This window comes from Photobacterium sp. GB-210 (genome assembly GCF_003026075.1).
Classification (GTDB): Bacteria; Pseudomonadota; Gammaproteobacteria; order Enterobacterales; family Vibrionaceae; genus Photobacterium.
The window spans coordinates 59,501-86,184 of sequence record NZ_PYNU01000007.1; the positions used below are offsets into that span (position 1 = coordinate 59,501).

General features: G+C 37.9%; 26 protein-coding genes. 4 read left to right on the plus strand and 22 right to left on the minus strand.

Translation table 11 applies throughout. The features are described from left to right. Positions 1 to 7: 7 nt before the first annotated feature. On the minus strand, positions 8 to 1,768 hold the full coding sequence (locus tag C9J38_RS11225) for a bifunctional UDP-sugar hydrolase/5'-nucleotidase (RefSeq protein WP_107207171.1): 1,761 nt from the start codon (positions 1,766 to 1,768) through the stop codon (positions 8 to 10). A gap of 207 nt (positions 1,769 to 1,975) precedes the next feature. Further along, positions 1,976 to 2,371 carry a VOC family protein gene (locus C9J38_RS11230; protein ID WP_107207172.1) on the minus strand — a complete coding sequence of 132 codons (396 nt, stop codon included), beginning with the start codon at positions 2,369 to 2,371 and terminating at the stop codon, positions 1,976 to 1,978. Between the two features lie 143 nt (positions 2,372 to 2,514). Between C9J38_RS11230 and C9J38_RS11235 the strand changes: the two genes are divergently transcribed. Beyond that, entirely contained in the window at positions 2,515 to 4,173 is a 1,659-nt protein-coding gene (locus tag C9J38_RS11235) for a DUF2813 domain-containing protein (RefSeq protein ID WP_107207173.1), read from the plus strand. A gap of 96 nt (positions 4,174 to 4,269) precedes the next feature. On the opposite strand, the gene C9J38_RS11240 is transcribed toward C9J38_RS11235, so the two are convergent. The 15 genes from C9J38_RS11240 to C9J38_RS11310 all read right to left on the minus strand — a co-directional run bounded on the left by C9J38_RS11240 (position 4,270) and on the right by C9J38_RS11310 (position 17,346). Further along, positions 4,270 to 4,572 carry a hypothetical protein gene (locus C9J38_RS11240; protein ID WP_107207174.1) on the minus strand — a complete coding sequence of 101 codons (303 nt, stop codon included), beginning with the start codon at positions 4,570 to 4,572 and terminating at the stop codon, positions 4,270 to 4,272. A 231-nt stretch (positions 4,573 to 4,803) separates the two neighbouring features. Continuing rightward, a complete protein-coding gene (locus C9J38_RS11245) occupies positions 4,804 to 5,328 on the minus strand; it encodes a DUF3833 domain-containing protein (RefSeq protein ID WP_107207175.1) in 525 nt (174 codons plus the stop codon). Between the two features lie 66 nt (positions 5,329 to 5,394). Beyond that, the gene (locus C9J38_RS11250; protein WP_107207176.1) at positions 5,395 to 5,955 is read right to left on the minus strand and encodes a chalcone isomerase family protein; all 561 of its coding nucleotides are present in this window, start codon (positions 5,953 to 5,955) and stop codon (positions 5,395 to 5,397) included. Next, a complete protein-coding gene (locus C9J38_RS11255) occupies positions 5,956 to 6,528 on the minus strand; it encodes a DUF2878 family protein (RefSeq protein WP_107207177.1) in 573 nt (190 codons plus the stop codon). It abuts the gene before it with no gap. Next, positions 6,516 to 7,757 carry a cyclopropane-fatty-acyl-phospholipid synthase family protein gene (locus C9J38_RS11260; protein WP_107207178.1) on the minus strand — a complete coding sequence of 414 codons (1,242 nt, stop codon included), beginning with the start codon at positions 7,755 to 7,757 and terminating at the stop codon, positions 6,516 to 6,518. Before C9J38_RS11260 ends, C9J38_RS11255 begins: the two co-directional genes overlap by 13 nt. Beyond that, positions 7,750 to 8,604 carry a DUF1365 domain-containing protein gene (locus tag C9J38_RS11265; protein ID WP_107207179.1) on the minus strand — a complete coding sequence of 285 codons (855 nt, stop codon included), beginning with the start codon at positions 8,602 to 8,604 and terminating at the stop codon, positions 7,750 to 7,752. The genes C9J38_RS11260 and C9J38_RS11265 overlap by 8 nt, the downstream gene beginning before the upstream one ends. Position 8,605: 1 nt before the next feature. Next, complete coding sequence (locus tag C9J38_RS11270) at positions 8,606 to 9,949, minus strand: NAD(P)/FAD-dependent oxidoreductase (protein WP_107207180.1); 1,344 nt, start codon at positions 9,947 to 9,949, stop codon at positions 8,606 to 8,608. After that, entirely contained in the window at positions 9,949 to 10,677 is a 729-nt protein-coding gene (locus C9J38_RS11275) for an SDR family NAD(P)-dependent oxidoreductase (RefSeq protein WP_107207181.1), read from the minus strand. The genes C9J38_RS11270 and C9J38_RS11275 overlap by 1 nt, the downstream gene beginning before the upstream one ends. Continuing rightward, complete coding sequence (locus C9J38_RS11280) at positions 10,674 to 11,111, minus strand: nuclear transport factor 2 family protein (RefSeq protein WP_105062257.1); 438 nt, start codon at positions 11,109 to 11,111, stop codon at positions 10,674 to 10,676. The genes C9J38_RS11275 and C9J38_RS11280 overlap by 4 nt, the downstream gene beginning before the upstream one ends. A 20-nt stretch (positions 11,112 to 11,131) precedes the next feature. Beyond that, entirely contained in the window at positions 11,132 to 12,601 is a 1,470-nt protein-coding gene (gene phrB, locus C9J38_RS11285; protein WP_107207182.1) for a deoxyribodipyrimidine photo-lyase, read from the minus strand. A gap of 52 nt (positions 12,602 to 12,653) precedes the next feature. Next, positions 12,654 to 13,445, minus strand: a complete 792-nt coding sequence (locus C9J38_RS11290) for a MerR family transcriptional regulator (protein WP_107207183.1) — start codon at positions 13,443 to 13,445, stop codon at positions 12,654 to 12,656. Positions 13,446 to 13,680: 235 nt separating this feature from the next. Further along, complete coding sequence (locus C9J38_RS11295; RefSeq protein ID WP_107207184.1) at positions 13,681 to 14,949, minus strand: O-acetylhomoserine aminocarboxypropyltransferase/cysteine synthase family protein; 1,269 nt, start codon at positions 14,947 to 14,949, stop codon at positions 13,681 to 13,683. 127 nt (positions 14,950 to 15,076) lie between these two features. Then, a complete protein-coding gene (locus C9J38_RS11300; protein ID WP_107207185.1) occupies positions 15,077 to 16,030 on the minus strand; it encodes a DUF523 and DUF1722 domain-containing protein in 954 nt (317 codons plus the stop codon). 129 nt (positions 16,031 to 16,159) lie between these two features. Then, positions 16,160 to 16,375 (minus strand): TIGR02450 family Trp-rich protein, encoded by a 216-nt coding sequence (locus C9J38_RS11305; protein WP_005365110.1) that lies wholly within the window; start codon positions 16,373 to 16,375, stop codon positions 16,160 to 16,162. 23 nt (positions 16,376 to 16,398) lie between these two features. Next, positions 16,399 to 17,346, minus strand: coding sequence for a DUF523 and DUF1722 domain-containing protein (locus C9J38_RS11310; protein WP_105062262.1), 948 nt, complete (start codon positions 17,344 to 17,346; stop codon positions 16,399 to 16,401). A gap of 222 nt (positions 17,347 to 17,568) precedes the next feature. Between C9J38_RS11310 and C9J38_RS11315 the strand changes: the two genes are divergently transcribed. Next, entirely contained in the window at positions 17,569 to 17,757 is a 189-nt protein-coding gene (locus C9J38_RS11315; protein ID WP_107207186.1) for a hypothetical protein, read from the plus strand. A 112-nt stretch (positions 17,758 to 17,869) separates the two neighbouring features. On the opposite strand, the gene rlmF is transcribed toward C9J38_RS11315, so the two are convergent. Further along, positions 17,870 to 18,892, minus strand: coding sequence for a 23S rRNA (adenine(1618)-N(6))-methyltransferase RlmF (gene rlmF / locus C9J38_RS11320; RefSeq protein WP_107207187.1), 1,023 nt, complete (start codon positions 18,890 to 18,892; stop codon positions 17,870 to 17,872). A gap of 286 nt (positions 18,893 to 19,178) precedes the next feature. Here rlmF and C9J38_RS11325 point away from each other — a divergent pair, with 286 nt between their 5' ends. Continuing rightward, a complete protein-coding gene (locus C9J38_RS11325; RefSeq protein ID WP_107207188.1) occupies positions 19,179 to 20,399 on the plus strand; it encodes a transporter substrate-binding domain-containing protein in 1,221 nt (406 codons plus the stop codon). Between the two features lie 79 nt (positions 20,400 to 20,478). Here C9J38_RS11325 and viaA read toward each other — a convergent pair whose 3' ends face one another. Continuing rightward, positions 20,479 to 21,936, minus strand: coding sequence for an ATPase RavA stimulator ViaA (gene viaA / locus C9J38_RS11330; protein WP_107207189.1), 1,458 nt, complete (start codon positions 21,934 to 21,936; stop codon positions 20,479 to 20,481). A gap of 73 nt (positions 21,937 to 22,009) precedes the next feature. After that, on the minus strand, positions 22,010 to 23,668 hold the full coding sequence (locus tag C9J38_RS11335) for an ATPase RavA domain-containing protein (protein ID WP_107207190.1): 1,659 nt from the start codon (positions 23,666 to 23,668) through the stop codon (positions 22,010 to 22,012). A gap of 303 nt (positions 23,669 to 23,971) precedes the next feature. Between C9J38_RS11335 and C9J38_RS11340 the strand changes: the two genes are divergently transcribed. Beyond that, a complete protein-coding gene (locus C9J38_RS11340; RefSeq protein ID WP_107207191.1) occupies positions 23,972 to 24,799 on the plus strand; it encodes a phosphate ABC transporter substrate-binding protein in 828 nt (275 codons plus the stop codon). A gap of 107 nt (positions 24,800 to 24,906) precedes the next feature. Here C9J38_RS11340 and C9J38_RS11345 read toward each other — a convergent pair whose 3' ends face one another. Then, positions 24,907 to 25,767: a sulfurtransferase gene (locus C9J38_RS11345; RefSeq protein ID WP_107207192.1), complete on the minus strand. Its 861-nt coding sequence runs from the start codon at positions 25,765 to 25,767 to the stop codon at positions 24,907 to 24,909. A 44-nt stretch (positions 25,768 to 25,811) separates the two neighbouring features. After that, on the minus strand, positions 25,812 to 26,648 hold the full coding sequence (locus tag C9J38_RS11350) for a DUF5718 family protein (RefSeq protein WP_107207193.1): 837 nt from the start codon (positions 26,646 to 26,648) through the stop codon (positions 25,812 to 25,814). Between the last annotated feature and the right edge of the window lie 36 nt (positions 26,649 to 26,684).

The following is a 26,684-nucleotide window of genomic DNA, read 5'->3' on the forward strand; positions in this document are numbered from 1 at the left end:
CTAGTATTTAGGCGACATCTTGATTACCAGTACAGGGAATATAAACCGTATTATTATCTACTGGTACATCAAAGTATTTTTTCTGTTTTGCATAAGCTTCAAAAGCATCAGCCATTGTAACGTTAAGCGGCATAGGCTCTTTAACGTAATCTAATAATGGCGCATAGCCTTCTTTACCTGTTGCGGTATAGCCCGATGAAACGGAACTATAAACTTTATCATCTTCAACAGGTATCCACTTACCGTCTTGTAAATGCTCTAATAACTCAATGCGTGTACCTTTCACAGCACAACAGCGATAGGTGTAACGAAGATCTGCTACATAGGGAAAACTTCCATCACCAGTCCCATCTACACCGTTACTAATCGCATTATCAATCGCTCCTTCAAGCGCTTGACGAATACGTTTACCTTTAACGCTATAAATCATAATACCAATAGCAAAAGGTAGTAATTTCCCTGCAATATCTGCAGGCGTAATAATACCTGGATTTAATGAGCACCTAACGCCACCAGCGTTATGAATACCAAAATCGACGTTATGACCTAGCTCACGGGCTTTCCAGACGAAACTTTCAACCACCCAAGGAGCAATTTGACTTGGACCTCGTTGATCAGGAATACGAATATGACGAAGCGGCTCATTAATAACAGCAATTTCTTCAGTTTGCAGTGCACGTACCGCAGGGCGATAGTGCTCATTGAGTATATTTTCAATGATAGGATCTTTCACTACAAAACGAATGTTATCTTGCTGGCTTAAAAAATGACGAACGATTTCATGATCATCACTTTCTAAATGCTCGGTGCGGCTTGCATCTACCGTAAATTGACGACCTAGTAATAGTTGATTAGCACCAAACGCCTGCTCAATTGTTCCGTCTTCAGCAAACTCTAATGTTATATGTCCTACCGCCAATGCATTACAACCCGCTTGTACAACACAGGTATTATTAACAGTGTGTGCGTATTGATCAGTTTTACCGTAACCAACGTTGGTGAAATCACCTTGCATGGTGTGAGTATGGCCACCAATAATGACGCCTATTCCATCAACAGCTTGAGCAAGCTCAATATCGTGGTCATAGCCTAGATGGCTTAACACAACAATCTTATTGATACCCTGCTTATGTAGATACTGAACAGTATTACGCGCAACCGTCTCGACATTCATAAAGTGAGTATCGGGATCTGGGTTCGCAATGCCGGCCATATTTTCGATCGCTACACCAAAAATCGCAACAGGCTCACCATGCACATCTTTTACAATATATTTAGCGGTTGCAGTGCTATTGTCATAACCGTAAACATTGGCTTTATCTCGCAGCGGATTAGACTTGGTTTGAACTTCTTGTGACAGATCCCAATTACCAGCCAGTAACGGGAAGTGCGTATGATCAAGAAAATCAGCGACACAGTCGTTACCCATATCAAGTTCATGATTTCCCAATGCCATCGCTTCAACACCAATCGCATTTAGTAGTACAGCATTAGCCATACCTTTATATAATGAGAAATATAACGTGCCTTGGAAACAATCACCTGCGTGTAAAAACATGAATTCACGTTGATTCAAATAGGCTTCAGCTTTTAATTCACTTACTGCCGATGAAATACGAGAAAAACCACCACAACTGGCATATACCGAGGATTCAGTATCTAAAACGTGTTCAGGTAAATTCAGTGATATAGATGATGGTTCAAAATTTGAATGCGTATCATTGATATGAGCAAATGTAATCTTTGCTTTTTTATTATTCTTTGTCATAAAAAATTACGTCTCTCCCTGAAGGACTCATATGAATGAGAGATATGTTTAGTTTAAGTCACCTATTTAGCCTAAACGATTTCACTATAAGACAAAATAACTGTGATAAATATCAATATAGCATGATTCATGATGATCATTTAATGAATAGTAAGACTAATTGCTATTTATCATCTTACTACCCATTAAATCATCTTTGCTAAAATGTTACTGATAACGAGCATGGCGTTGTAAAAACTCAATTTTGTAACCATCCGGATCTTGTACAAAGAAAAACTTCGCTAATAACGTCCCCTCACGGAAAAACTCTTTAATCTCTAAAGGCGCATAACCACAATCCGTTAATTTTGCATGTTCAGCTTCTAAATCATCCACAGCGACAGCAATATGACCATAACCCGTACCATGGGTATACGGTTCTTCCGTTCCCTCATTCCAAGTCAGCTCAAGCTCCATATCATTTTCATTGTTGCGTAAGTAAACCAGACTAAACCCTTCAAAATCTAAACGCTCAGCAATCTCTAAATCTAATGCTTCTTTGTAAAACTTTAATGAAGCGTCAAGATCTAACACACGGATCATTGAGTGAATTATCTTAGCCATCTAACTCTTCCTTCTATTATTATTTGTTTGAAATCATATAACTATTTAAAGCATATCATGCTATGAATATGTGATCAGTTCTTGCGAGTCAACGATTGATTTACTATATCGTATACAGGAATAAACGAGGTTTGTAGAGTTTTATGCATTTAGAAAGAATTGAAATATCCGGTTTCCGTGGTATTAAGCGTTTATCCTTGTCTTTTAAAGAGTTAACCGTCCTAATTGGTGAAAATGCGTGGGGTAAATCCTCTTTGCTCGATGCGCTTTGTTTAGCATTGTCTCCAGATGCTGAGTTTTACGAGTTTAACTTTTCCGATTTCCATATCGATCATGCGTTAGGTAATGAGCGAGCGACAGAAATTCAGATTGTTTTACATTGGAATGAAGATTATAAAGGTGAACATAATGCCCGTCGCTACCGTGGGTTTCAGCCTTTTCTCTCAGAAAAAGACGGTATAAAGCATTTTTATTATCAAATTCACAGCCATATTGAAAACGATAAGATCATTACTAATAGACAATTTTTACATTCAACTGGTCATGGCATTTCACATCCTGATACGGATAAGTTGATTCGACAGCTAATGGTGCTTCACCCTATTGTTCGTATTCGTGATTCGAGACGTCTTCACGAAGAACGTCATGACGGTAATAATGAGCAGCCATTAACGCAAACGCCGCAAGAGCTTCGCGTACAAAAACGTTTAGATAATACCTGTCGACGGTTAATGACACAGCCCGGTCACGTCAGTACAGCAGAAATTAAAAGTAGTATTACTACGTTACGATCATTAGTTGATCACTACTTTGCCTTTGCGCCCCACCAGCGTAGTAAAGCATTATCGCCACACTACTCTTCATTACAACAAACCAATACACATGGTTTATATGCAAATCCGTTTGATCAATTGATTCAGCCCCACATGACAAAGCAAGCGCGTTTATTGTTAATGGGGTTATTGAATGAATATATTCGTGCAAGGGGTCCTGTCGAGTTAAAACGCATTTCACGACCTATTATGATCTTGGAAGATCCAGAAGGTCGTTTGCATCCGATCATGCTCCATCAAGCATGGGCGTTTATTCAAAATATGCCGATGCAAAAGATCTTAACGACCAACAGCCCTGAGCTTTTAACTTCTGCGCCGTTAACCGCGATCAAGAAGTTGATACGTCAGCCATATAAAACGGAAGTATATGGTGTAGATAATGGGGAGTTGAGTAAAGATGATACCCGTAAAGTCACTTTTCACGTACGCATGCATCGCCCGAGTGCTTTCTTTGCAAGAGTATGGCTGTTAGTTGAAGGGGAAACGGAAGTATGGTTATTTAATGAAATGGCACACCTAAATGGTTATAACCTTGCCGCAGAAGGGATTCAAATTATTGAGTTTGCGCAAAGTGGATTAAAGCCATTGATCAAGTTGGCAAAGATACTCGGTATTGAATGGCATTTAGTGGCTGATGGTGATCTAGCGGGTAAGAAATATGCAGAGAAAGTCCGTAATATGCTTGGCGATGATCCCGAGCGTGAACGCTTGACAGTATTGCCAGCAAAAGACATTGAACATTTCTTATATAAAAATGGCTATGAACCTTTGTTTCGTGACTTAGCGAATATCACTGATACTAAAATACCAATGCGTAAGATCATTCATAAGGTACTAAGAAAAACAGCGAAACCCGATATGGCATTGGCAATCGTTAAATATACTCGCGATGAGAAAGATAACCGCACACCTCTGCTTATCCGTTGGGTATTAAAACGTATCGTTGCAATGTCGCGTGGTTTTGGCTGATAACCAGCATCGAGTTTAGTTAAATCAAAGCCTGTTTAGATGTAGGCTTTTAATCTTTTGATTAAAGATGTGCTAGAAGAGAACGATCTCTCGTATTTAATGGTTACCGTTTTCTTCTTTCTTTTTCTTTATCACATTTTGATATCGAATTTCAGCAAATATCCATCCAAAGTAATTTACTATTAAGCCCATGACAAACCAAAACAGTGCGTATTTTGCTGTATTCGGTAAAAACACATCCCATTTAGATTGATTAGAAAAAAGTAACGTTTGTAAAAACAAACCAATTATTAAGAAAAAAACATAAATTGCTGTTTGAGAAAGAACATAATGCAACTGCCCTTTTTCACGCCGTATGCTCCAACGTTTGAACCATTTTTCATTCCATTTTTTAAGCATTATTATTTTCCTAAATCCGTTATTTGATTATGTCTTTTAAATTACTATTTATAATTCATGATTTATAAACTCATTGACTAAAAATTAGAAACAAAGCTCACTATAATAGTAACCGTATAACATAGTATCTTTATGACGTGATAATTCGATCAAAAAAGCCAGTCAATCAAACTGGCTTATTATTGCGTAATAAATAGATAGAGAAAATATGGTATTACATATTTAAATTAATCATCTTTTTTGGAAAAACAACGTCACTTTACCTACTTCAAAGCCAAATTTGGTCATGGTTGCAACATTGAACATGTGCTTTTCATCTTGGCGATACATCCAGTCATTAAATGTAATATTATAAACTGTATCATCTACGGGAATCGCTAAGGTATATTGCCATTGCAATGCATTACCGACCTCAACTCCTTGTGCTTCACCAATAACATCACCCGCCGTTCCGGTATATCGTCCATCTGCTTGTTTTTTTATCGTCCAAATACGCTGTTGGGTTTCACCATCATCAAATACAAAGTCTTCGACAAGGGTTAATGTATCCTTTTTTACTGTACCTACTATATCAACCGTAAATCGGCGTGTTTGTTTACCTTTATAATCTTGCAGCATTCCCCATGCCGTTGTTTTACCAGCAAAGTAACCAAATAAATCAAACTTGGGTTGTGAAGATTTATAATCAGAAATAGACGCTGTACACCCTGTTAAAAGCAACATTAATGCTAATAATATTGAGGTTATTTTTTTCATGCCATGACCTTATTCCATAGTCTCACTTTGAATGATTAACATGCAGAGTAAGAGAATTTATGCTCGCTATTTTCCAATTAACTGCTGACGTAATTCCGGATACGATGTCTTTGGTGATAACCAAATAGCAATAAAGCTTTGTGATAGCGATGGTGATAAGACTTTCCCTAGTGGTTTACTTTGTTGATAAAACTGCCCTTCACCATTACGGAGAACGAAAGTTAATCTATCTCCCTTTTTAACGTCTGGCCATATGGTTGATAACGTTTTTAGCCACGGTGTTATCTGTTGGCTGCTATAACCTAAATGTTGCCATTGTTCTTCAGTCGCATCCAACAAGGCATCTTTATCGATATTACGTAGATAAAGAATAATTAAAGCTAAATCATCTTGCGTCCCCTTATATCGTCCTGTTGGCGTTTTTAGCTCTGAGTGATAAATATCCCATATTCCCCACTCAAGTGTTGCTTCGCCCACTATTTTCCACTGATACCATGGGTATTTATCACTAAGGGTCTGTAACTGTAGAGTAGCGTTATTTTGAATCGCTTTATTGCTATAATCCGCTTCTGCTTTAGCAACATTAGAGCATAGCAATAAACCCAAAAAGATAACGAGTGTTCGCATTTATTGCTCCTGTGCGGTCGGATTATTTGGATCTTTATATAAAATACGCAGTAACCATAAAAGATACGCCGATAGAGCCAACCAGATCACTATTAGCACAAAGAATGTATCTAATGTTTCTAGCTGCCAAATTACCGCACCTAATTTCATTCCAGACCAATAACTCAATGCACCGCCAAAACTGCCAGCCACCAGCAACCAATGTGTAGCAAAGCTACTAATTGATGTGCGTAGAACCCAAACAAAAGTTGTGAAACCCAACCAAAGCAATATCAGCCAAAGTGGTATTAACCCAATACTCTCCACATTAAAGAAAAGTGGCGTTCGATTCGGTATTGGAAAATCAAACACCTGCCAATGTCTGAGCATTGAATCAATCACTATGCCGGGTATCGATGCTAATACAGAGAAACGCCACGCCTTAGATTCCATAAACCATGTAGCTATTAGTATGAAAACCAAGATATAAGTAAAACGATATTGCCCCCACACAGCGAGTAACCAATAGAAGTTAAACACCATGCCAGCCAATAACACTTTTAGTTTGTTTGCCAATGGATTTACTCTCTCCATTGCGGGCGACTTGCGACAAATTGAATAGTACTAATGGTGCGCTCTAAGAACCCCCCCTCGCAATAAGCAAAGTAAAAACGCCACATCCTCATAAATCTTTCGTCGTAGCCATATTTTTCTAATGCTACGGCATTCTCATTAAACTGCTGATGCCAATCCTCAAGCGTTTTCGCATAATCTAAGCCAATATCTTTGATATCTCGCATCACGAAATCACTGTGCTTGGTTAGATTTTCAAGTAATACGGTAATTGAAGGTAAGAAACCGCCAGGGAATATGTGTTTTTGAATAAAATCAACGCCGCGGCTGTAACTATCATAACGTTGATCGGCAATTGTGATTGCTTGAATCGCCATTAAGCCAGTTGGTTTTAATAATGACTGACACTTTTCAATATAGGTTTTAAGGTATTGCTTACCGACTGCTTCTATCATTTCAACCGATACTAACTTATCGTATTGCCCCGTTAAATCGCGGTAGTCGTCCATAAGTAAGGTGATACGATTTGATAGACCTTCTTTTTCAACTCGCTCTTTTGCCCATAAATATTGTTGCTCAGAGATCGTAGTAGTGGTAACACGGCAGCCGTAGTATTTCGCTGCATGAATCGCCATACCGCCCCATCCAGTACCAATTTCTAGTAAATGATCGTCTTCAGTCAATTTTAATTTCTGACACAAACGATCCATCTTATTCCATTGTGCTTGATCCAACGTGTCATTTTTATTGAGGTAAATAGCCGAAGAATAAAGCATATTAGGATCAAGAAAGTGACGATAAAGATCGTTACCAAGATCGTAATGTGCTGATATGTTTTTGCGCGCATTCTTAATGGTATTTTTACGCAGCAAGTGCCCAATCTGTTCGGAGATTCGACTCATCCAACCCATTTTTGCTTCTAGCTTATCTAACGTTGTCAGGTTCTTAGCCAAAACCCGTACTACATTGGTTAAGTTTGGTGAATCCCACCAGCCTTCCATATACGCTTCACCTGCACCAATACTGCCATCCGTCAGTAAGCGTTTATAAAAAAGCGGGTTATGAACATTAATACTCGCTTGTAGCGGTGCTTGTTTGTCACCAAAGAAGACGGTGCCTTCCGTTGAATCAGATACACTTAAGCCCGCATTAGAAAGGTGTTTTAATACTTTAAATAAAATATGCCGAGATGCATGATCAGAGGCTGATACATTAACTGATGATGATTGTTGTACGTCGCTTCTAAGCATTGTCATTCCCTCGTTTAATCTTGTGTTTATTTACTTTTTCATACGGTGTGTTATTTGGGTGATCATAAATTGGTACGCCTTTAATAAATAATTTAAGCGCTTGCCAATAAATACCTATAACAACCTTTATTGTCATAATCGGTGTAAGCAGTAATTGCTTGATAAGTATTGCAGATGTGAAGTTTTGCTTACGCATCTGCATGGTGGCATCAAATACTTTTTGATGGCTATTTTTCGAATCACCCGAATACCTGCTCGGAGAGATGCAATCTTTGTATCGACTCACAGCCAAGTTAACCAGCAAATTGCTATCAGGCTCTGTTAATCGCCAATGATACTGTTGATGTATAGGGTTAAAAGGTGAAACATGAAACGCCTTATCATGACTATATTCACGCCCCTGCCAATATTGCGGGGCCGGTATCGCATAGTAATGACGTTCGTTCCAAGGTGTATTACTGACTTCAGCTAACATATATTGCCATTGACCTTCATCATCATGGAGGTAATACAAATTAAGAGGACTGAAATACAATCCGCAATAACGTAAGTGACATAGCATAGTGACATTGCCATCAATCATTTTACCTGTTAGCGCATAGACCTTATCTTTTACAGCTTGGGCTAAATCAGGATCACCTTTTACGTAATCATCACGTCGAAATCGAGCGAAATTAAACAGTGATAATCCAAAGCCTTTTACTTGTTTATCCAACTGATCTAATTCATTTAAGTGGATATGGGGCATAAACATAGAATATGTGAATCTATGATCCACTGGTGTAAAGCGTCGATGCCTAACCCATCCCTGAAAAATGCCGCTTTTAAGCTGATTATCTTTCCCCATACTAATAACTTCGTATGACACTTTTGTATGATGGTTCATGAGAAACATTCAGAGATTGCGCTGTTTGATCTACACTTTCTGATTGTGTCAGTGATTGCATTTTTATCGCTTCAACAACATCTAACGCACTACGTACCCCGTCTTCATGAAAACCGTTATACCAATACGCTCCGCAGAACCATGTTTGATTTTCTCCATTTATCAGATGACGTTTCTGCTGAGCCGCAATACTTTGAGTATTGAAAACAGGATGAGAATAAACAAATTTGCGCAGTATTTTGTCTTTATCTATCGATTCAGTTTGGTTAAGGGTTACACAAAATGTTTCAGGAGCTAGAATGCCTTGAAGTATATTCATGTTATAAGTCAGTGACGCTAAGTTACGTTCTCGAGCATCACGGGATTTAGGTAACGAATAATTCCAAGATGCCCATGCAGCCTGACGTTTTGGTAATAACGAAGTATCGGTATGAAGAACCACTTCGTTTTCTTGATAATGAATATCTGATAACACGTAGTTTTCTTCTGATGTTGCGTCAGACAGCATTTTTAACGCTTGATCACTATGACAAGCGAAAATCACTTGATCAAATTCTTCTTGCTTAGTATTAACCGTAACAATTACCTTGCCTTTACTACGCTTCACCGAAGAGACAGGGCTATTTAGTTGAATACAATCTCCGATATAAGACATCATTTTTCTAACATATTCACGAGAACCACCCGGTATTACACGCCACTGTGGACGATTAGTTATGTCTAGCAAACCATGGTTTAAGAAAAAGCGTAAAAAGAAAGCTAATGGAAAACGACGCATGTCTGATAACGTTGAAGACCAAATCGCAGCACCCATAGGTAAAATATAATTTTCGGCAAAGTAATCACTAAACTTATGCTGACTTAAGAAGTCACCTAGTGTTTGGTCCATTAGCTCACTATCACCAACAACCTGTTTAGCAAGCTTATTGAACTGGGTGATTTCATATAAAAAGCGATAAAAGGCAGGGTTCAATAAATTCCGTTTTTGAGCAAACAGTGATGAAATCGTATGCCCATTATATTCAAGCCCCGTTCGTTCATTGTGAACACTAAAGCTCATTTCACTTGGCTTACCGGTTATTTCTAGCTGTTCAAGCAAGTTTTCAAAATTTGGATAAGTGCGATCATTAAAAACAATAAACCCAGTATCGATGGCATAATCACCACTATCTACAGTGACATCTACCGTTGCAGTATGCCCACCGACATAACTGTTTGCCTCGTAAACAGTAATTTCGTGTTCTTGATGTAAATACCAAGCGGACGTCAAGCCTGAAATACCGGAACCTATAATGGCTATTTTCATTATGATTTCCCCGTCATTCGTTTAATTACTGCCAATCGAAATGTAATTGGCAAAAGCGCAATAGTTTTAAGAAACAGTGTAAAGGTGGCAGGAAAACTAATTTCTTTTTTTCCTGCAGCAATACCTGATCTTATTTTTTTTGAAGCATGTTCGGGTGACACTAACATTGGCATCGTAAAATCGTTTTTATCTGTTAATGGCGTTTTTACAAAACCAGGATTCACTAACGTAATTTTCATATTCAAATAAGCGAGATCAACAGCAAGTGCTTGAGTGATATAACTCATTGCAGCCTTAGAAGCGCCATAGGCTTCTGCACGTGGTAAAGCAACGAAACTGGCAGAAGAACTGATAATGACTAAATGCGTTTTTTCATTAAATCGCGCTTGTAAGGCTTCTATGCAATGGAGAACTCCGTAAACATTGACATCAAAAACGCGTTTAACTAATGCTGTATCAATTTTTCCTTCATCAATGTATTCACACGTGCCGGCATTTAAAATAATTAACTCTGGTAGAGTCTCTAAGTATGTAAGCGCTGATAGTGTGCTTTCAAAATCTGTTACATCGAAACGTAATGTTTTTATCGCTTGATGTTCTTCTTCTAATTCATTTAAACGCTGCGCATTTTGACCGCAAGCAATAACACGCCACCCGTCATCTGCATAATCACATGCAAGCTGTTTGCCAATCCCTGAACTAGCACCTGTGATCAATACCTGATTCATTGCCCTAACCTTGATTTAATGTGTCGAATAATGCGTCCAAACATGGGTAGACCTTCATAAATCATTTCCCCCATATCGAAATAATCACGATGATAAATCACTTTATCTTGTTCAAATTTCAGCTGAGTACAGCCTTCTAAACTACGTTCTTTGCCATTTTGTAATCGAGGATGTGAAAAGTGCATTGTCCATTGAACAAACGCTTCATGATCATCTTCTACATAGCTATTAATAATAAATCGACAGCTATTTATATTTTGATAAAGGTTAAAAAAGTAAGCTTCTAAAGCACTAAAACCTTCAATTTTATGTGCAGGATCTTCAAAAATAACTAAATGATGATAAACGTCAGACAGTTGAGAGAGGTTGTCCTTTCCTAGTTGTCCATACACATTAAAAAACTTAATTAATGCAGGGTTTATCACTGCGTCCATTATTTATTCCTCCACCAGTGTTATTGATGAATATCCATATAAGCCTTTGCTTGTTTAAAAGACTCAATTGCGACTAGACGGGCTTCCTTATGATCGACAATTGGCAATGGATAATTCAGTGATTCTGCACTCGCCCATTGATGCGGCGTGTGTATGTATTTATCCGGAACATGTTCTAATTCCTTAACCCATGTACGGATGAAATCACCTTTTGGATCAAATCGTTGCCCTTGTAGTGTTGGATTAAATACTCTGAAATAAGGTTGTGCATCGGTACCTGTTGATGCGGCCCATTGCCAACCTCCGTTATTGGAAGCGAAATCACCATCAATGAGGTGCTGCATAAACCACTGCTCACCGACACGCCAATCACATAACAAGTCTTTCGTTAGAAAACTTGCAGTGATCATACGTAAACGATTATGCATCCAACCTGTTGCACGTAATTGCCTCATAGCGGCATCGACAATAGGAAACCCCGTTTTTCCTTCTTGCCATGCTTTAAGTAATGTTGCGTCATCTTTCCATTTGACAAACTGAGTAAACTTTTGAAATGGCTGATGTTGGCTTAATTCAGGGTAGCGATGAAGTAAATGACCATAAAACTCACGCCAAACAATCTCGTTCAACCATGTAAAAGCGCCATCATCCTTATTAATTTCTAATGCATTTGGAAAGTGCTGCAATAGCTGATGCAGACACTGCCTAGCTGAAAGCGCCCCAATAGCAAGATATGGGGATAAACAACTAGTGCCATCAATCGCGGGAAAATCTCTGTTTTGGTGATATGATTCGGCTTTAGTTTCACAAAACGTTTCTAATCTTTGTGCAATAGTTTCTTCATCTACTGGCCATAACACACTATCGATAATGGGATAGTTGAAAGCTTTGATTTGATGACAGGCAGACAATAACTTAATCACCACGTCACTAGTTACAGTGTCACCCTTATTTGTTACAGGGTAACTAGGTGATAATAAGAAACGCTTGATCCATGCATTTCTAAATGGGGTGAAAACTTTGAATAATTCCCCATCACGGGTCAAAACCATTTCAGGCTGCAAAATATAATTATCATCAAAAATACTGAATTTTATACTATTTTTTGCAAGCAATTCCCCTACAGCTATATCACGTTTATGCTCATTAATTGGATATTGTTTATTCGCAAAAACATGCACAGCATTATAATCAAAACAAACTTGCTCAATAACCTTAACCGATTCTGAGAAGTCATTAACTTCAATAACTTGCAAAGGAATATTTTGTTTAGCCAACTGTTGCTTTAATACTTGTAACCGACGATGAACAAAGTCTACTTGAACTGCCGCCATATTATGTTGGTGCCACTGCATAGGCGTTGCAATAAAGAGTGCGATAATAGGAAGTCCACTATCGATTGCATGATTTAATGCTGTATTATCAACAACACGTAAATCTGAACGAAACCAAATAATAACGTGCTGCTCTTTTACTGTTTTATTTGTCATCATCACTCCTATTAGCTTATTAAAATAATAATGCTGGTGGATCTTTTTACTTCTACTGCTTGTGGATCATTTTTATGCTTCCAATGAAAGAAACTTGAACATTGCTTTCTTTTTCTATTATTTCAATATCAGCTAACTGCTTATTATCAAGTTTGTTTTCTCCAACGATATAGACGTGGTTAATGTCATGCTCTGTTATAAATGCTGACAATCCTGTTACTTTTCCTAATAAATCAGATAAAACAATCGCGTAATAACCTTCATACGCTAATTTTAAGGCCTGTTGCCACACAAAGTGATTATCTGAAGATGAAAAACTTAACACGAGACTTGGGGGATTTTTATCTGAATTAACTTTCGCTAATACAGTAATAAAACATTGAGTAAGTGCTGAGTTCCACACACTTTTTTGTAATGTTTTTAATGGATTATCACTGCGTGTTATATGTTGCTCAATTGGCTTTAAAAATTGCTCTTCTAAAACATTAAATGGATAAAGTTTTAATGCTTCACGTACGCGTTTTTCTATTTGTTGTGCTTTACCCTGCTCAATTAAACAGATGGTTTCGTCAACCATTTCTATTTTTTCAACATTTAATTCATGATGTTCAGCAGTACCTTCTAATAAAGGTTTAACCTTACCAATTGATACTCCTTTGGCTAACCAAGTTAAAATTTCATGAATTTTAGCAATATCGCTATCGGTATAAAGACGGTGACCTTTAGGTGTTCGTTGAGGAACTAATAAACCATATCTGCGTTGCCAAGCACGTAAGGTTACAGAGTTAACACCCGTAGCTTCAGATACTTCACTAATTGAATACAACTTAATTTCAACGTTCAAATTATTACCTTCATTCGTAATTTCATAATTAGTTTAAGAACATAACAATATAAACTTGTACAACTGCTCTTTCATGTATAACTATAGTGTTAAACCTCCAACTTGTACAATAATTTAATCTTGTACAAGATTGAAGTTAGAGTTGTATCACATCAAAAAAAGAGGTGGTGAGTAGTAATTAGAAATAAGCTAAGTATTGTGGCAATCAAAATAATGATTGCCACATTGAAAAACGCTATGCGTTAAGTGCTTGTTCTAAATCAGCAATGATGTCATCAATATGTTCAATGCCGATAGAAAGTCTGATCATTTCAGGATGAACACCAGCTTGGCTCTGCTCTTCTGGTGTCATTTGTCGATGTGTGGTTGAGGCAGGATGACAAGCCAGTGATTTAGCATCACCAATATTCACCAACCGTTTAAACAAACCGAGTGCATCATAAAAACGAACACCTGCTTCATAACCATTTTTCAGTCCGAACGACAAGATAGCAGAGGGTTTACCCTTGGTATATTTTTGTGATAACTCGTAATAATCCGAATCAGGAAGACCAGCATAGTTAACCCAACTCACTTGGTCATGGTTAGCGAGATATTGAGCAACTTTAAGTGCATTTTCAGTATGTCTCTCCATGCGTAATGGTAAGGTTTCCAAACCTTGCATCAGCATAAACGCATTCATCGGAGACAGCGCAGCACCTGTATTTCTTAGTGGTACAGTTCGCGCTCTACCAATAAATGCAGCTTCACCAAACGCTTCATTATATACAACACCATGATAAGACGGTTCTGGTTGGCTAAATACTGGGAATCTATCTTTGTACTGTGCCCATGGAAATTTCCCTGAATCAACAATAACGCCACCTAATGTTGTTCCATGTCCGCCCACATATTTAGTCAATGAGTGAACCACAATATCAGCGCCAAATTCAATCGGTTTACATAGCACAGGTGTTGCAACAGTGTTGTCGACGATAACAGGTACGCCTTTATCATGTGCTAACTGAGATACTCTTTCGAGATCAATGACGTTACCACTAGGATTACCAATACTTTCACAATAAACCGCCTTGGTCTTTTCATCGATTAACGCAGCCATAGATTCTGGTTTATCATCTTTTGCAAACCGAACTTCAATCCCTTGGCTTGGTAACATATGAGCAAATAGCGTATAGGTTCCGCCATAAAGTTGTGGTGTTGATACAATATTATCCCCTGCTTGAGCTAGGGTTAGAATCGCATAGTTAATCGCCGCGCTTCCAGCACTGACCACTAAACCCGCAATACCTCCTTCAAGCGCAGCCATACGTTTTTCTAATACGTCATTGGTCGGGTTCATGATACGGGTATAAATATTGCCCGGCACTTCAAGATTAAAAAGATCAGCACCGTGCTGTGCATCATCAAACTCGTAGGCTACCGTTTGATAAATTGGTGTTGCGACTGATTTAGTTGTCGGATCGGTTTCGTAACCACTGTGAATGGATAGCGTTTCGTCTTTCATTTTTCTACCTTGAATAATTGAAAAGAATAATAAGTATACAGACTACATTTAATAATCTATTGATGTAGCCTAATGGTTATTTTAGTTCAACATATGGCGTTTATATCTTAAAAACCACAATACGTATTTATAATGAATAACGTAACTTCAATGCTTCAGGATAAGGCGCTAAATAAGCTTGTTTTGATAAATACTCATTAGGGTTTAATGCTAAATGATGATTGATGAGTGTTAACGGTGCGATTAATGGCAGGTTACCTTCACGATAGCGCATAATAACATCGCGTAATTCTGCTTTTTGTTGTTTATCTAAATTACGTTTAAAGTAACCTTGAATATGTAGCAGTACATTCGTATTCGTTTTGCAATTTGAACGATGCTTTAAACCGTCCATTAATAATTGACGATACTCTACAAAGAACGCATTAATATCGTTCCATTGATGACTTTTAGCTAATAACTGACCAAGCTTACGGTACGTTGCTGGGTGGCTTGCCATCAACGCTAATTTATAACGAGCATGGAATTTCATTAATTTATTACTAGTAATTCCGTCCTCACCTTTAACACTCTCATATAAATCATTAAGTGCATAAACCCGAAAAACAAAGTTCTCCCTTAATACCGGATCACATAAGCGACCATCTTCTTCAATCGGTAACCAAGGCATTTTCTGCATAAGGCGTTTAGTATAAATACCAACAGAACCGCCAGGTACTGAGTGACCATTATCAAGATAAAGTTTAACTCGCTCCATACCGCAAGAAGGCGATTTGGCACATACAATGTAACCACACAGTGTTTCTAATGAAGGTAAAACCTTATCAGTAAATGCGTTCATTTTATCCGTATAATCAAGCGTATTATCTTTACTATCAACTAAACGAACATCAATACTGTTATCTAATAAACGAATAACTGGACGTGGGATTGTCATGCCTATGCCAACCTCTGGACAAATAGGCTTGAACTCAAAATAATCACTTAACTCTTCGTCTGCGAATTTGAAACGCTTATGACCACCGTCAAAACGTACTTGTTGTCCTAAAAGGCAACCACTTATTCCTACTATAATCACCATAAATACTCCGTTGACGCTTAACCATATAAACCACAAAAAAATTAGGGATAATATTGATATAAAATAATATTGAATGTAATAATGCTGTAATGATTAGTTACATCTTTTCTATTAATAACATTGCTCACATTATTTCCACCCTTGATGCCACAACGAAGTATTTCTTAAATCTTGCCAATTAATTATAAATTCACGTTTAGACATTACTGCTTCCATCGTGCAATGAAGTACCTTACCTTCCTCGTTAATTTCAAGTTCAGTAATAATAAAATGTTTTTCTTTATTTTTAGGGACTGCAGCAGTCCACTTACTGTTTAACAACTTTTTAGGGTTGAATTGATTCACTATATTTACCCTTAATTTCATTATTACAATGAGAAACGAAGCTTTAGTTTTTCAGGGTAAGGAGATAAATATGCTTGCGTTGCAAGATATTCATCAGGGTTTACTGTTAAGTGATGATTAATAAGTGTTAGCGGGGCAATTAAAGGAATATTTCCCTCACGATAGCGCATAATTACATCACGTAACTCTGCTTTTTGATCCTTATCTAAATCACGTTTAAAGTAACCTTGAATATGCATTAACACGTTGGTGTTATTTTTACGGCTTGCACGGTTTTTCAGAGCGTCCATAAATTGCTGACGATAAGTTAAGAAGAACTCAATTAAATCATCCCACTCATGAATTTTCGATACTAAGCGTCCAAGCGAACGATAAGACTCTTGATGATGTGCCATTAAGCAAAGTTTGTAACGAGAATGAAACTTAATGATTTTTCCTCGAGTAATACCACCGTCAACACTACGATAGAGATCATCAAGTGCATAAACACGGAAGATAAAATTCTCTCGCAGTACTGGATCACATAGTCGGCCATCTTCTTCAATAGGTAACCATGGCATTGCTTCCATTAGACGCTTGGTATAGATACCAACAGATCCGCCTGGTACTGAGTTACCATTTTCTAAATACAATTTAACTCGTTCCATACCACAAGAAGGTGATTTAGCGCACACCACATAGCCACGTAACCACTCAAAACTAGGTATAATTTCATCGGCGAACGCCTTCATTTTATCAGTGTGATCAATAGCATTATCTTTACTATCAACAAGCCGTACTTCAATGCCATTATCTTGTAAACGAATCACCGGACGCGGCGTAGACATCCCAATAGCCATTTCAGGACATACCGCTCTAAAGCTGAAGTATTCAGCTAAGTCTTCTGCTACAAAACGATTACGTTTATGCCCGCCATCAAAGCGTACTTTCTCGCCTAATACACATGAACTGATTCCTACAGGGATACCCATACCCGCCTCCAAAGTTGTACAGTTATTTCTTGTTGTACAATCAATGTAGACAAATAGATCACCTTGTACAAGTTTTTTTATTGTATAAGTATTGTGATGACGAATGAGAGCGCCTATAAGGCTTAAAACACACTTATCGTTAATATTTAATTAACAATACCTTAACTTGATCTAAATCATCATGATGATTTGGAAAGAAGCTTATTGTTAACAGGAGGTGGTATGAAATTAAGAAAAGATAAAAGATGCTATACCGATCTTTGTATTAACGGTAAATGGTTCCATCATGATCACTGCACAAATACGGCTTATATGCTGAAAGGAGGTGATTCTCCTCTATTAGAATTGGCAAGAATACCGCAAACAGAGAGTGAGCTTATTGGACTGCTAGAGGAAGCAACATTAAATTAACATAGTGGTATGTTCTATGATTCTAATTCTGTGTAATCTTTGGATATTAATGAGAACCAATCATAAAGCGATGTATTGATAAATACATCGCTTATTTATAGCAAAAGCTAAATTAGCTCCAGCGCTCTTGGCGCCATTCTTGTTGCTGTTCTTCGTTTAAGAACGTCCAAGCAATAAGACGTGAGATCTTTTGACCTTGTGACATTTCAATAGTTTTTACCGAAACCGCACCCACTTTCTCAAGTTGCTTGTAAAGTACGCCTAGGTTTTCTTTCTTCGAGACTAAAGTGGTAAACCAGAAGCACTGTGTAGCCTTACTTGCACTTTGGTTGATCATTTTTTTGATAAAACCGACTTCACCGCCTTTACACCACAATTCAGCTTTTTGACCACCAAAGTTTAATACAGGTGTTGTTGATGACTTCGCATTATTAAAAGCAGGCGATACTTTACCGCGAGAACGAGCTTGTTGTTTCTTATTCGCATTTGCTGCAAGGTTACGAACTTTTCGTTCAGAACCTGCCATTGCTTCTTCTTCAGAGCTATGGAATGGCGGATTACATAACGTAAAATCAAACACTTCTTCATCATTGATCGTATCTGTAAAGATATTATCAGCATTCTTTTGTAGACGAATTTGAATAGCGCCTTTTAAACGTGGATTGTTACCTGCAATGAATTTTGCTGATTTCACAGCAAGAGGATCGATCTCTGAACCAACAAATTGCCAGCCATAAACACGATGTCCAATAATTGGGTAGACGCAGTTTGCACCGATACCAATGTCTAAACCACGAATACCTTTACCTTGAGGAATCGCCCCTTCGTTAGATTGCGCTAATAAATCAGCAATGTAATGCAAATAGTCGGCACGACCAGGAATTGGAGGACATAAAAAACCAGCAGGAATATCCCAATGATCCACTTGATAAAAATGCTTTAATAACGCTTTGTTTAATGTTTTAACTGCGAGTGGATCGGAGAAGTTTACAGAAAGATCACCATAAGCATTTTCGCTAACATGCTGATCTAACTCTGGGGTTGCTTTAATTAGTGTCGCAAAATCATAACGCGCACGATGTGGGTTACGTGGGTGTAAGCCTTGCTTAGGCTGTGCGTTTTTCTTTTGGGTCATCTTTGCTTCTCGCAGAATTGGATCTTATCAAAGCGCAGCATTGTACATGCTTATCGATGATAAACTTAGTGTTTAAGGTGTTAATGATTAAATAAATGGCTAAATCGTCCACTTATTATTGCTATATCTTAATAATTTGACGTGTTGTTTAGTTCTAAAATACAAATTATCAGCTCTTACCACTGCTTATTTGTCATTTTTAAGTCCAATATCGCATCAGTACAAAAATCAAAACAAGAGAAAGGATTTATACTTAATAATAAAAACAACAAAAGGATAGTTAATAATGTCGCAAGAAAATACTTTTGTTATTTACTGTTCTCCACGCCTCGCTAAGTACCCTCACCTGCCTTTACTCGTGCTATTAATCGTTATTTTTGCGGGAAGTTATTCACATATCGCCATCGCAAATACACCAGTGACAGCAATAACGGATACCTCAAAGTCAAACCATCAAGCTGTTGATACATCACATGAACTGACAACGGCTGCGTTAAGCAACAAGGAACTGGTCATCGGCACTTATATTTGCCCTCCTTTTGTTATGCAAGATCAATTTGGTGAATATACAGGATTAAGTATTTTACTATGGCAGCAAATAGCTGAAAAGTTGGAGATCCCTTACACCTTCAAAAATTACCCTTTAAAAGATCTATTACAAGCGGTTGCGGCAAAAGAAATCGATATTGGGTTATCGTGTTTATCGATCACACCAGAACGAGAGCAAATCATTGATTTTTCGCACTCTTTTTACGAAACGCATCTTGCAATTGTTGTTAAATCAGCCAGTCATTTCGATACATTTAAAAGTATTATAACTAACAGACATCTCTTAACCATTATTGCTATTTTTGTTACGGCTGCGGCAATTATCGGTGGCCTATATTATTTATTAGAGCACCGTGTTAATGACAAGCTTTACTCGATGCGTTCAAGACCCGCGCAATTAATTGAAGGTTTTATTCTAGGGTTATTATTTATTACCAAAGGACCTTTTAATTATTACGAATTTAAAACGCTAACAGGACGAGTACTAACCGTTGCACTGGCGGTTTTCACAACCCTGTTTATTGCCAGTATCACCGCAGTTTTAGCCAGTACATTTACTATCGGATTAATTAATAGCGATATAAAAAGCCCCAACGATTTAGCGAATGTTAATACTGGCGCAAAGACTTCTTCAACGTCGTCGCAATTTTTAACTCGTCACAGTATTGCCCATCGTCAATACGACACAGTCGTTGAAATGTTGGATGCTTTAGAACGTGGTGAAATCGATGCTGCCGTGAATGATGATGCAATCGTAAAATACGAACTAAAGATCGCAAAACAAAACGGTAAATATGAAAAATTAACTGTCTTACCTTATCAATTTGAAAAGCAAAATTATGGTATCGCGTTAATAGAGCAAAGCCCTTACGAAGAATCAGTAAACCGAGAATTACTACAATTTAGGCAGAGTAATGAATGGCGTAATGCATTGCTTGAATACTTTAAAATCAAATAGCGCAGAACATAAAAAGAAAAAAACAGATATTTGCGCTATAGCGTTACAGGATTAAGCTATAGCGCGAATAATGTAAACATTAACGAATACGGAATAATTTACCTAGTTGACTTAATTTAGAAGGGTGATAAGACCAACAATGATCGAACATCTCTAAAAGTTCTGGATTGCCGTATTTTGACAGGTTAACGGCATGAAAACGGTTCTTCTGGGCTTTCAGTTTTTCTACTCGGCTTAACATAGCCTCAGGCTGGCTAGGCGCAATAAAGTCAGATAGCACCACGAGATCAGCGTTTTTATATTTACCGTCACTCATCAAATCAATCGATTGATCTAATACAGGACCAAGATCCGTACCGCCATGAAATGAATAAGATAAAAAGTTAACCACTTCGCTTAACCCATCTTGCTTCGTCAACTCGTACGTAATCTGTTGAGTTGAAAACATAATGACATAACAATCACGTTCATCAGCAAGTGCTATTTGCATTAAGCCATAAGCCAGTGCTTTGGCACAATTTTCAGGGAAACCCGACATAGAACCTGAAGCATCAATACAAACAATAAATGGGCCTTTATCTTGATCTACCTGTTTAGTTTGTCGCTTATACGCTTTTACCTTACGTAGTTTACGCTGCGTACCTTGCATACGGTAATTCATTAAGCGTTTATCGGCTAAGTGTTTATAGAACACCACTTCTAATTCAGGATAGGCTAAAAACATTGCTTCATTAGGTAAGAGTTTGGCGAGATCGTCACTTTCATGGATCCCGACAATATCATCAGTGACATTGTCACTTTTCTCTTCCACCAGTTTAAGTTCTTCTGCTTTTACGCGCTCTTTATTAGGATCATCGACTTCACTGGCCATACGCCCTAACTTCTCAGCAATATCTTGCAAGCCGTTATTGTTTTTTAAAAACTTAGCAATTTTCTTCATGACATCGACATCAGTCTGCGTCAATTTCGCTTTTGCCATATCCCATAAACGACCGGCCTTTTTCTCATCGCCAGCTTCAGTTACTTCTTCCACTTGCTTTAACGTTTCAATACGCTGATACAAGTCTTTCAACAAATCTTCTTTATTTTCTTCAATTTCCGATTCTTGCGCTTCTTTTAAGGCATAAGCAATATACTCATACCACTTGTCACAAAAGAATCGTTGAAACATCGGATTATGTTTCTGGTGTTCTTTGGCTACAAGATTTTTTGCTTTGAAATAAAACGAAGACTGCCCTTCCAGCTTTTTTACGACGTCATCAGCATACTCGATAAAATAATCTTGATCCCATTTACAGACTTGTTGATAAAGCTCTATTTCGTCATGAAACCGTTCTACCACCGTTCCCTTAGCGGTTTGACGGATCATTTGCCCTCGCCATTTCATGACTTGGTTTTTCATCGCCGTTTTAACACCAGGGCTAGATTCTGCCGCCATTAATAACTGCGGACGTACCATGACTTCATGAACAGCACTATCAATAACGCCTGATTCAGCAAGCATCAATGCGAAGTTTAATCCTTCAGAGACTGGCATACGCGATTCTCCTTTTTCGTGCCTACCGTTAGGTGTTGATTACACCTAACAATAAACTGCTTAACAACAAGCATTATTTGGCAAAATACTCAGAAAGATGGGTAATGCGAAATGCACTCTTTTCGACTAGCCCTTTAAGCTCTGCCACTTTATCTGCAGCATCACATAGACTTTGTTCAATCAGTGCAGGAAAAGCATCATTGATAAAGTTATGCGGTAATGCTCCGTGGAAACTTGCACGTGACTTTTTAATGTTATGCTCTGCATCAACTATTTTTGCCATGGCACCGTCAACACCGTCTTGCCATGTTTGTTGCTGAGTTTCAGTGATACCTTTATTACCTGCAATGCCTACTAATACCGAGCGATTAGCAATATCTTTAATGGTTAGGCGGTTTTGCGCATCAATTTCAAATTGTAAGCGACACAAATGCGTGTTCTTATTTACAAAACCATAAATATCACATTTACCCGTCCTAATTTTCTTATCAAACTCATCACCATCTACGTATACCCATCGGCTATCACCCGGCTCTTGTTCCGAGACTGATGGATTTTGCTGTAGCATCACCAATTTGATCATACGAGGGTTGTTGTTAACGTTAAATCTTGCGGCTGTCGCAAAGTTATATTTAAACCACTCTTTACGCATAGTGCTTTCTTTAGTAAAAGGCACAGCCAATTTTTCAACGACATCATTGTTAATCTTATTGATGATAGTTTCTGCTTCATTAGCGTCTAAACTTGAGTGAGTCTGATTAAAGGCATGTTCTGTCGCGAATGTATTAATGATATTACAAATAACATTACGCGATTCTGGGCTATGCCATAAGCAATCTTGCAACAGTAACAAATCAAGTGGGTTGATTTCACTACGACCATTAAAAAACGCGCTGGCTTTTAATAGCCGTACCGACTTTTTCCAACGTCGATCAGAGATATACAACTCACTGTCACTATCAATCACATCGGTTTGATTAACATGCTCTTCAACCATTGATTTAAGCTTAAAAATTTGTTCAAAGGTCTCTTCACTTAATTGGATCTCATCAATATGCTGCTGCCAGTTAACATACTCTTCATCTTTAATAGTGAGACTTGGATCTATTTCTTGTAGTGTTGGCCCTTCCCCCATCAATAGGGCTTTAAAGTTCTTTTTCTCTTGAATACGATTAACGAATACACGAACGAGCATTCGATCATATAAAGCATCAAGGCCACTATCTTCATCAGGTAACTCGTTAGATGCGGTGATCAACAAGCGCATAGGTACAGGTAGTATGTCTTGACCATTTTTGAATGTACGTTCATTAACCACTGTTAATAACGTATTTAGAATAGCAGGGCCGGCTTTCCAAATTTCATCAAGAAAAACCACTTGTGCTGTCGGTAAGTAACCATCAATTAAACGGACATATTTACCATTGTCTTTTAACTCTTGAATAGATAAAGGTCCAAACACCTCTTCAGGTGTTGAAAAACGCGTCATCAAGTAATCAAAAAATTTGCTATCATCAAAAGCCTGAATTAATCGTTTTGCAATTAAACTTTTTGCGATCCCTGGTGGCCCTAAAAGAAAAACACTCTCTCCTGCTAATGCCGCAAGCAAACACAGCTTAATCACTTCCTCACGTTCATAAACGCCATTAGAAAGCCCTTTAATCAATTTTTGAATCCGTTCAGATAAAATTGCTTTATTCGGTGATGTTGCTGTTGTTGCCATTTTAAGCATATAACCAACCTTGTGTATTTCCTACTAACGCTGTACGGCGCCTACCTCAATCATTAAATGTAAATCCCTACACTTAATGTTACATCTGTTAATCGACTTTAGCATTTTACTAAGTTGATTCAAAATTTTATCTTATATTGGCAATGATATTAACTATATACTCTCATGGCATTAACCTTTTACAGTGACTATTTCTAGTTACCATTAACTCGCCAACACATGACTTTTAGTTATGAGATTCACAAACCTGTCACACTATCGTAATAACATACGCTCGAAATAATGAAGCTCATGGAGTAAAAAATGCTTAAAACCGTAATTCGCTTACTCGCATTAGGCGTATGTATATCATTCAATGTACAAGCAAAAGAAACAGTCACCGTTGTTGGATCTACATCGGTAAGTCACATTATGGATGTGCTTGCAGATACCTACTCGTCAACGCATAAAGACACCACAATTGAAGTTCAAGGTATCGGTTCAACCGCGGGTATTAATGCTGTTAAGCAAGGTGCCGCTGAAATAGGTATGAGCTCCCGTGTCATTTCTCGTGCTGAATTAGATAATAACTATAAAGCCATTACTATTGCTTATGATGGTATTGCGCTTGTAGTAAATAAAGCGAATCCGGTAACAAATCTGACGCGTGAGCAACTTATTGCTATTTACCAAGGTAAAATCACTAACTGGAAATCAATTAACGGTAAAGATTTAGATATGGCAGTCGTGAGCCGTGAAAATGCATCAGGCTCTCGTTTTTCATTTGAACACTTTTTTGGGTTAACCAAACAAGTTTCTGGCTTTACTGTTTCTAATATCAGCCCACGCGTACTGGTGGTAAGTACCAATGGCATGGTGAAAAGTTTAGTTTCACGTAATAAACATGCAATTGGCTATGTCTCTCTTGGCTCTGTTGATGATTCAGTCAAGGCTCTCTCGTACGATAATGTTTTACCGACTGCTGCCAATATTGAATCAGGCGAATATAAAATTGCTCGACCGTTTTTGTTGATGTTTAAACAAAAAGGCTTAGCCAATGATGCGCAACAATTTATTAAATTTGTCCTTTCTAACCAAGCGCAAAGTATTATCAAAGATAAGGGCTATGTTGCTATTGATGAGAAAGCCTGATCGTTACAAATTAAATACCTCACCTTAATAACCAATAGAAATAAGGCGGCAGTATTAATTATCATGCTATTACACTGCTCGCCTTTATATTTCTATTTTAACGATATTTATTTTACAACGGGGTAACACTCAGTTGCACCCCATTCTGTCCAAGAACCGTCATAAACAGTGAGCGCTTTACGGCCAATCAAATTTGCAGCTAAAGCTAAAATGCATGCTGTAACACCTGAGCCACAGCTAAAAATTAAACGCTGTTCTGGCGTTGATAACACATCAAACTTGGCTTTTATCTCAGATAGCGCAATAAAGTGGCCATTATCAAGCAATTCACCAAACGGTAGATTTTTTGCATTTGGCATATGACCACTTCGAATGCCCTCACGTGGCTCTTTCACTGAGCCCAAGAAGCGTGCACGTGGCCTTGCATCAATCACAGCAACATTTTTATCAGTGAGTAATTCATTAAGGTGTTTAGCATCTATCACCCATTCTGATTGTAACTGGGCGTTAAAATCCATTGGGATTATATTTTCTAGTTCACCTGATTCGAGTTCAAGCCCAGCTTCTATCCATGCAGGTAACCCACCATCTAAAACAGAAACATTATTGTGTCCCATCGTTTTAAACATCCACCAGCCACGTGGGGCAGAAAACATGCCTAAACTATCGTAAATCACGACATGGGTATCATTACTAATACCTAGTTTACTTACCTCGAGTGAGAACTGCTCCGCCGACGGTAACATATGTGGTAAATCGGTATCTGGATCGGCTAGCTTGTTATTAAAATCAAAAAAGCGTGCACGTGGAATACGTTGTTCAATCAGCTCTTGCTCTGGAGAGCGATCAACGCCAGGCATAAAAGACGTAGCATCTAATACGACAAGATTGTTCTGTGCATTATTCGCTAATGCTTGATGTAACCATTGCACTGAAACTAAGTCTTGATGTGGTACTGATGTCGACATGACGGATCCTTTGTTTATGCTATTAACCAAATTGATCTTACTACTTAATCAACAGTTTGTACCAATACAGATAGCCCATTACTTTGCCAATCATTGTTTTCAGCCATACGCAGTACATCTGCACTACTATATAAAATGCCATCATATACAACCACAATACTGGTATCACCTGGTTGTAAGAAGTGTGTTTCTCCGTATGGTGTATAGCGAGTTGCACCAATACTAATAATGGCTTGCTTTGGGTGATCAGCTTGATTTAGTAGCGCGTTAATATTTTCAGTTGGCCCAATATCCTGCTGGTGATTCATACGTTCAATAACCCAATCAAGCAGCTTTTGGTGAAAGTAGCTATATCCAACTACTGGGCTATCTTCACCATAGCAATGAAGTTGACCATTAGAACGATGAAAACTTGCGATACGGAAACGATCTAATATCCCACCAGTTTGGAAATGGTCGATATCAATCAAGGTTTCTGAAATCCCTTTACTGTTTGCTCCCCAATTCTTTTTCTCACTAATTTTATTCGCATCAGGCTTTCTAATAGAACAATCATTATACGCTGCAAACTGACGTGGAATTAAACTAACAACATTGATTTCACCAGTACTTTTTTGTTGATATTTAATATCACAAATAAGCGCAACTTCGGGCTCAATCTGTAAATTATCAGCGTTGTTTGATGGCGTAATGCGCGTAGATGAAAGTGGGTATACCGTTAAGAATGAATTTGTATTAGAAGGCACATAAAAAGGAAAAATGCCTTTGGGTTGAACTTCTTCTTTTACTTCTATATCTAAAAAATCCCTCGCTTCACCCGCTTGTTCTAAATGCCCAGCAAAGTTACCTGCAATACCAAAACCAATACATGATTTAAACATAACTCAATCCAGATAATGAAAATATATCGTAGATTC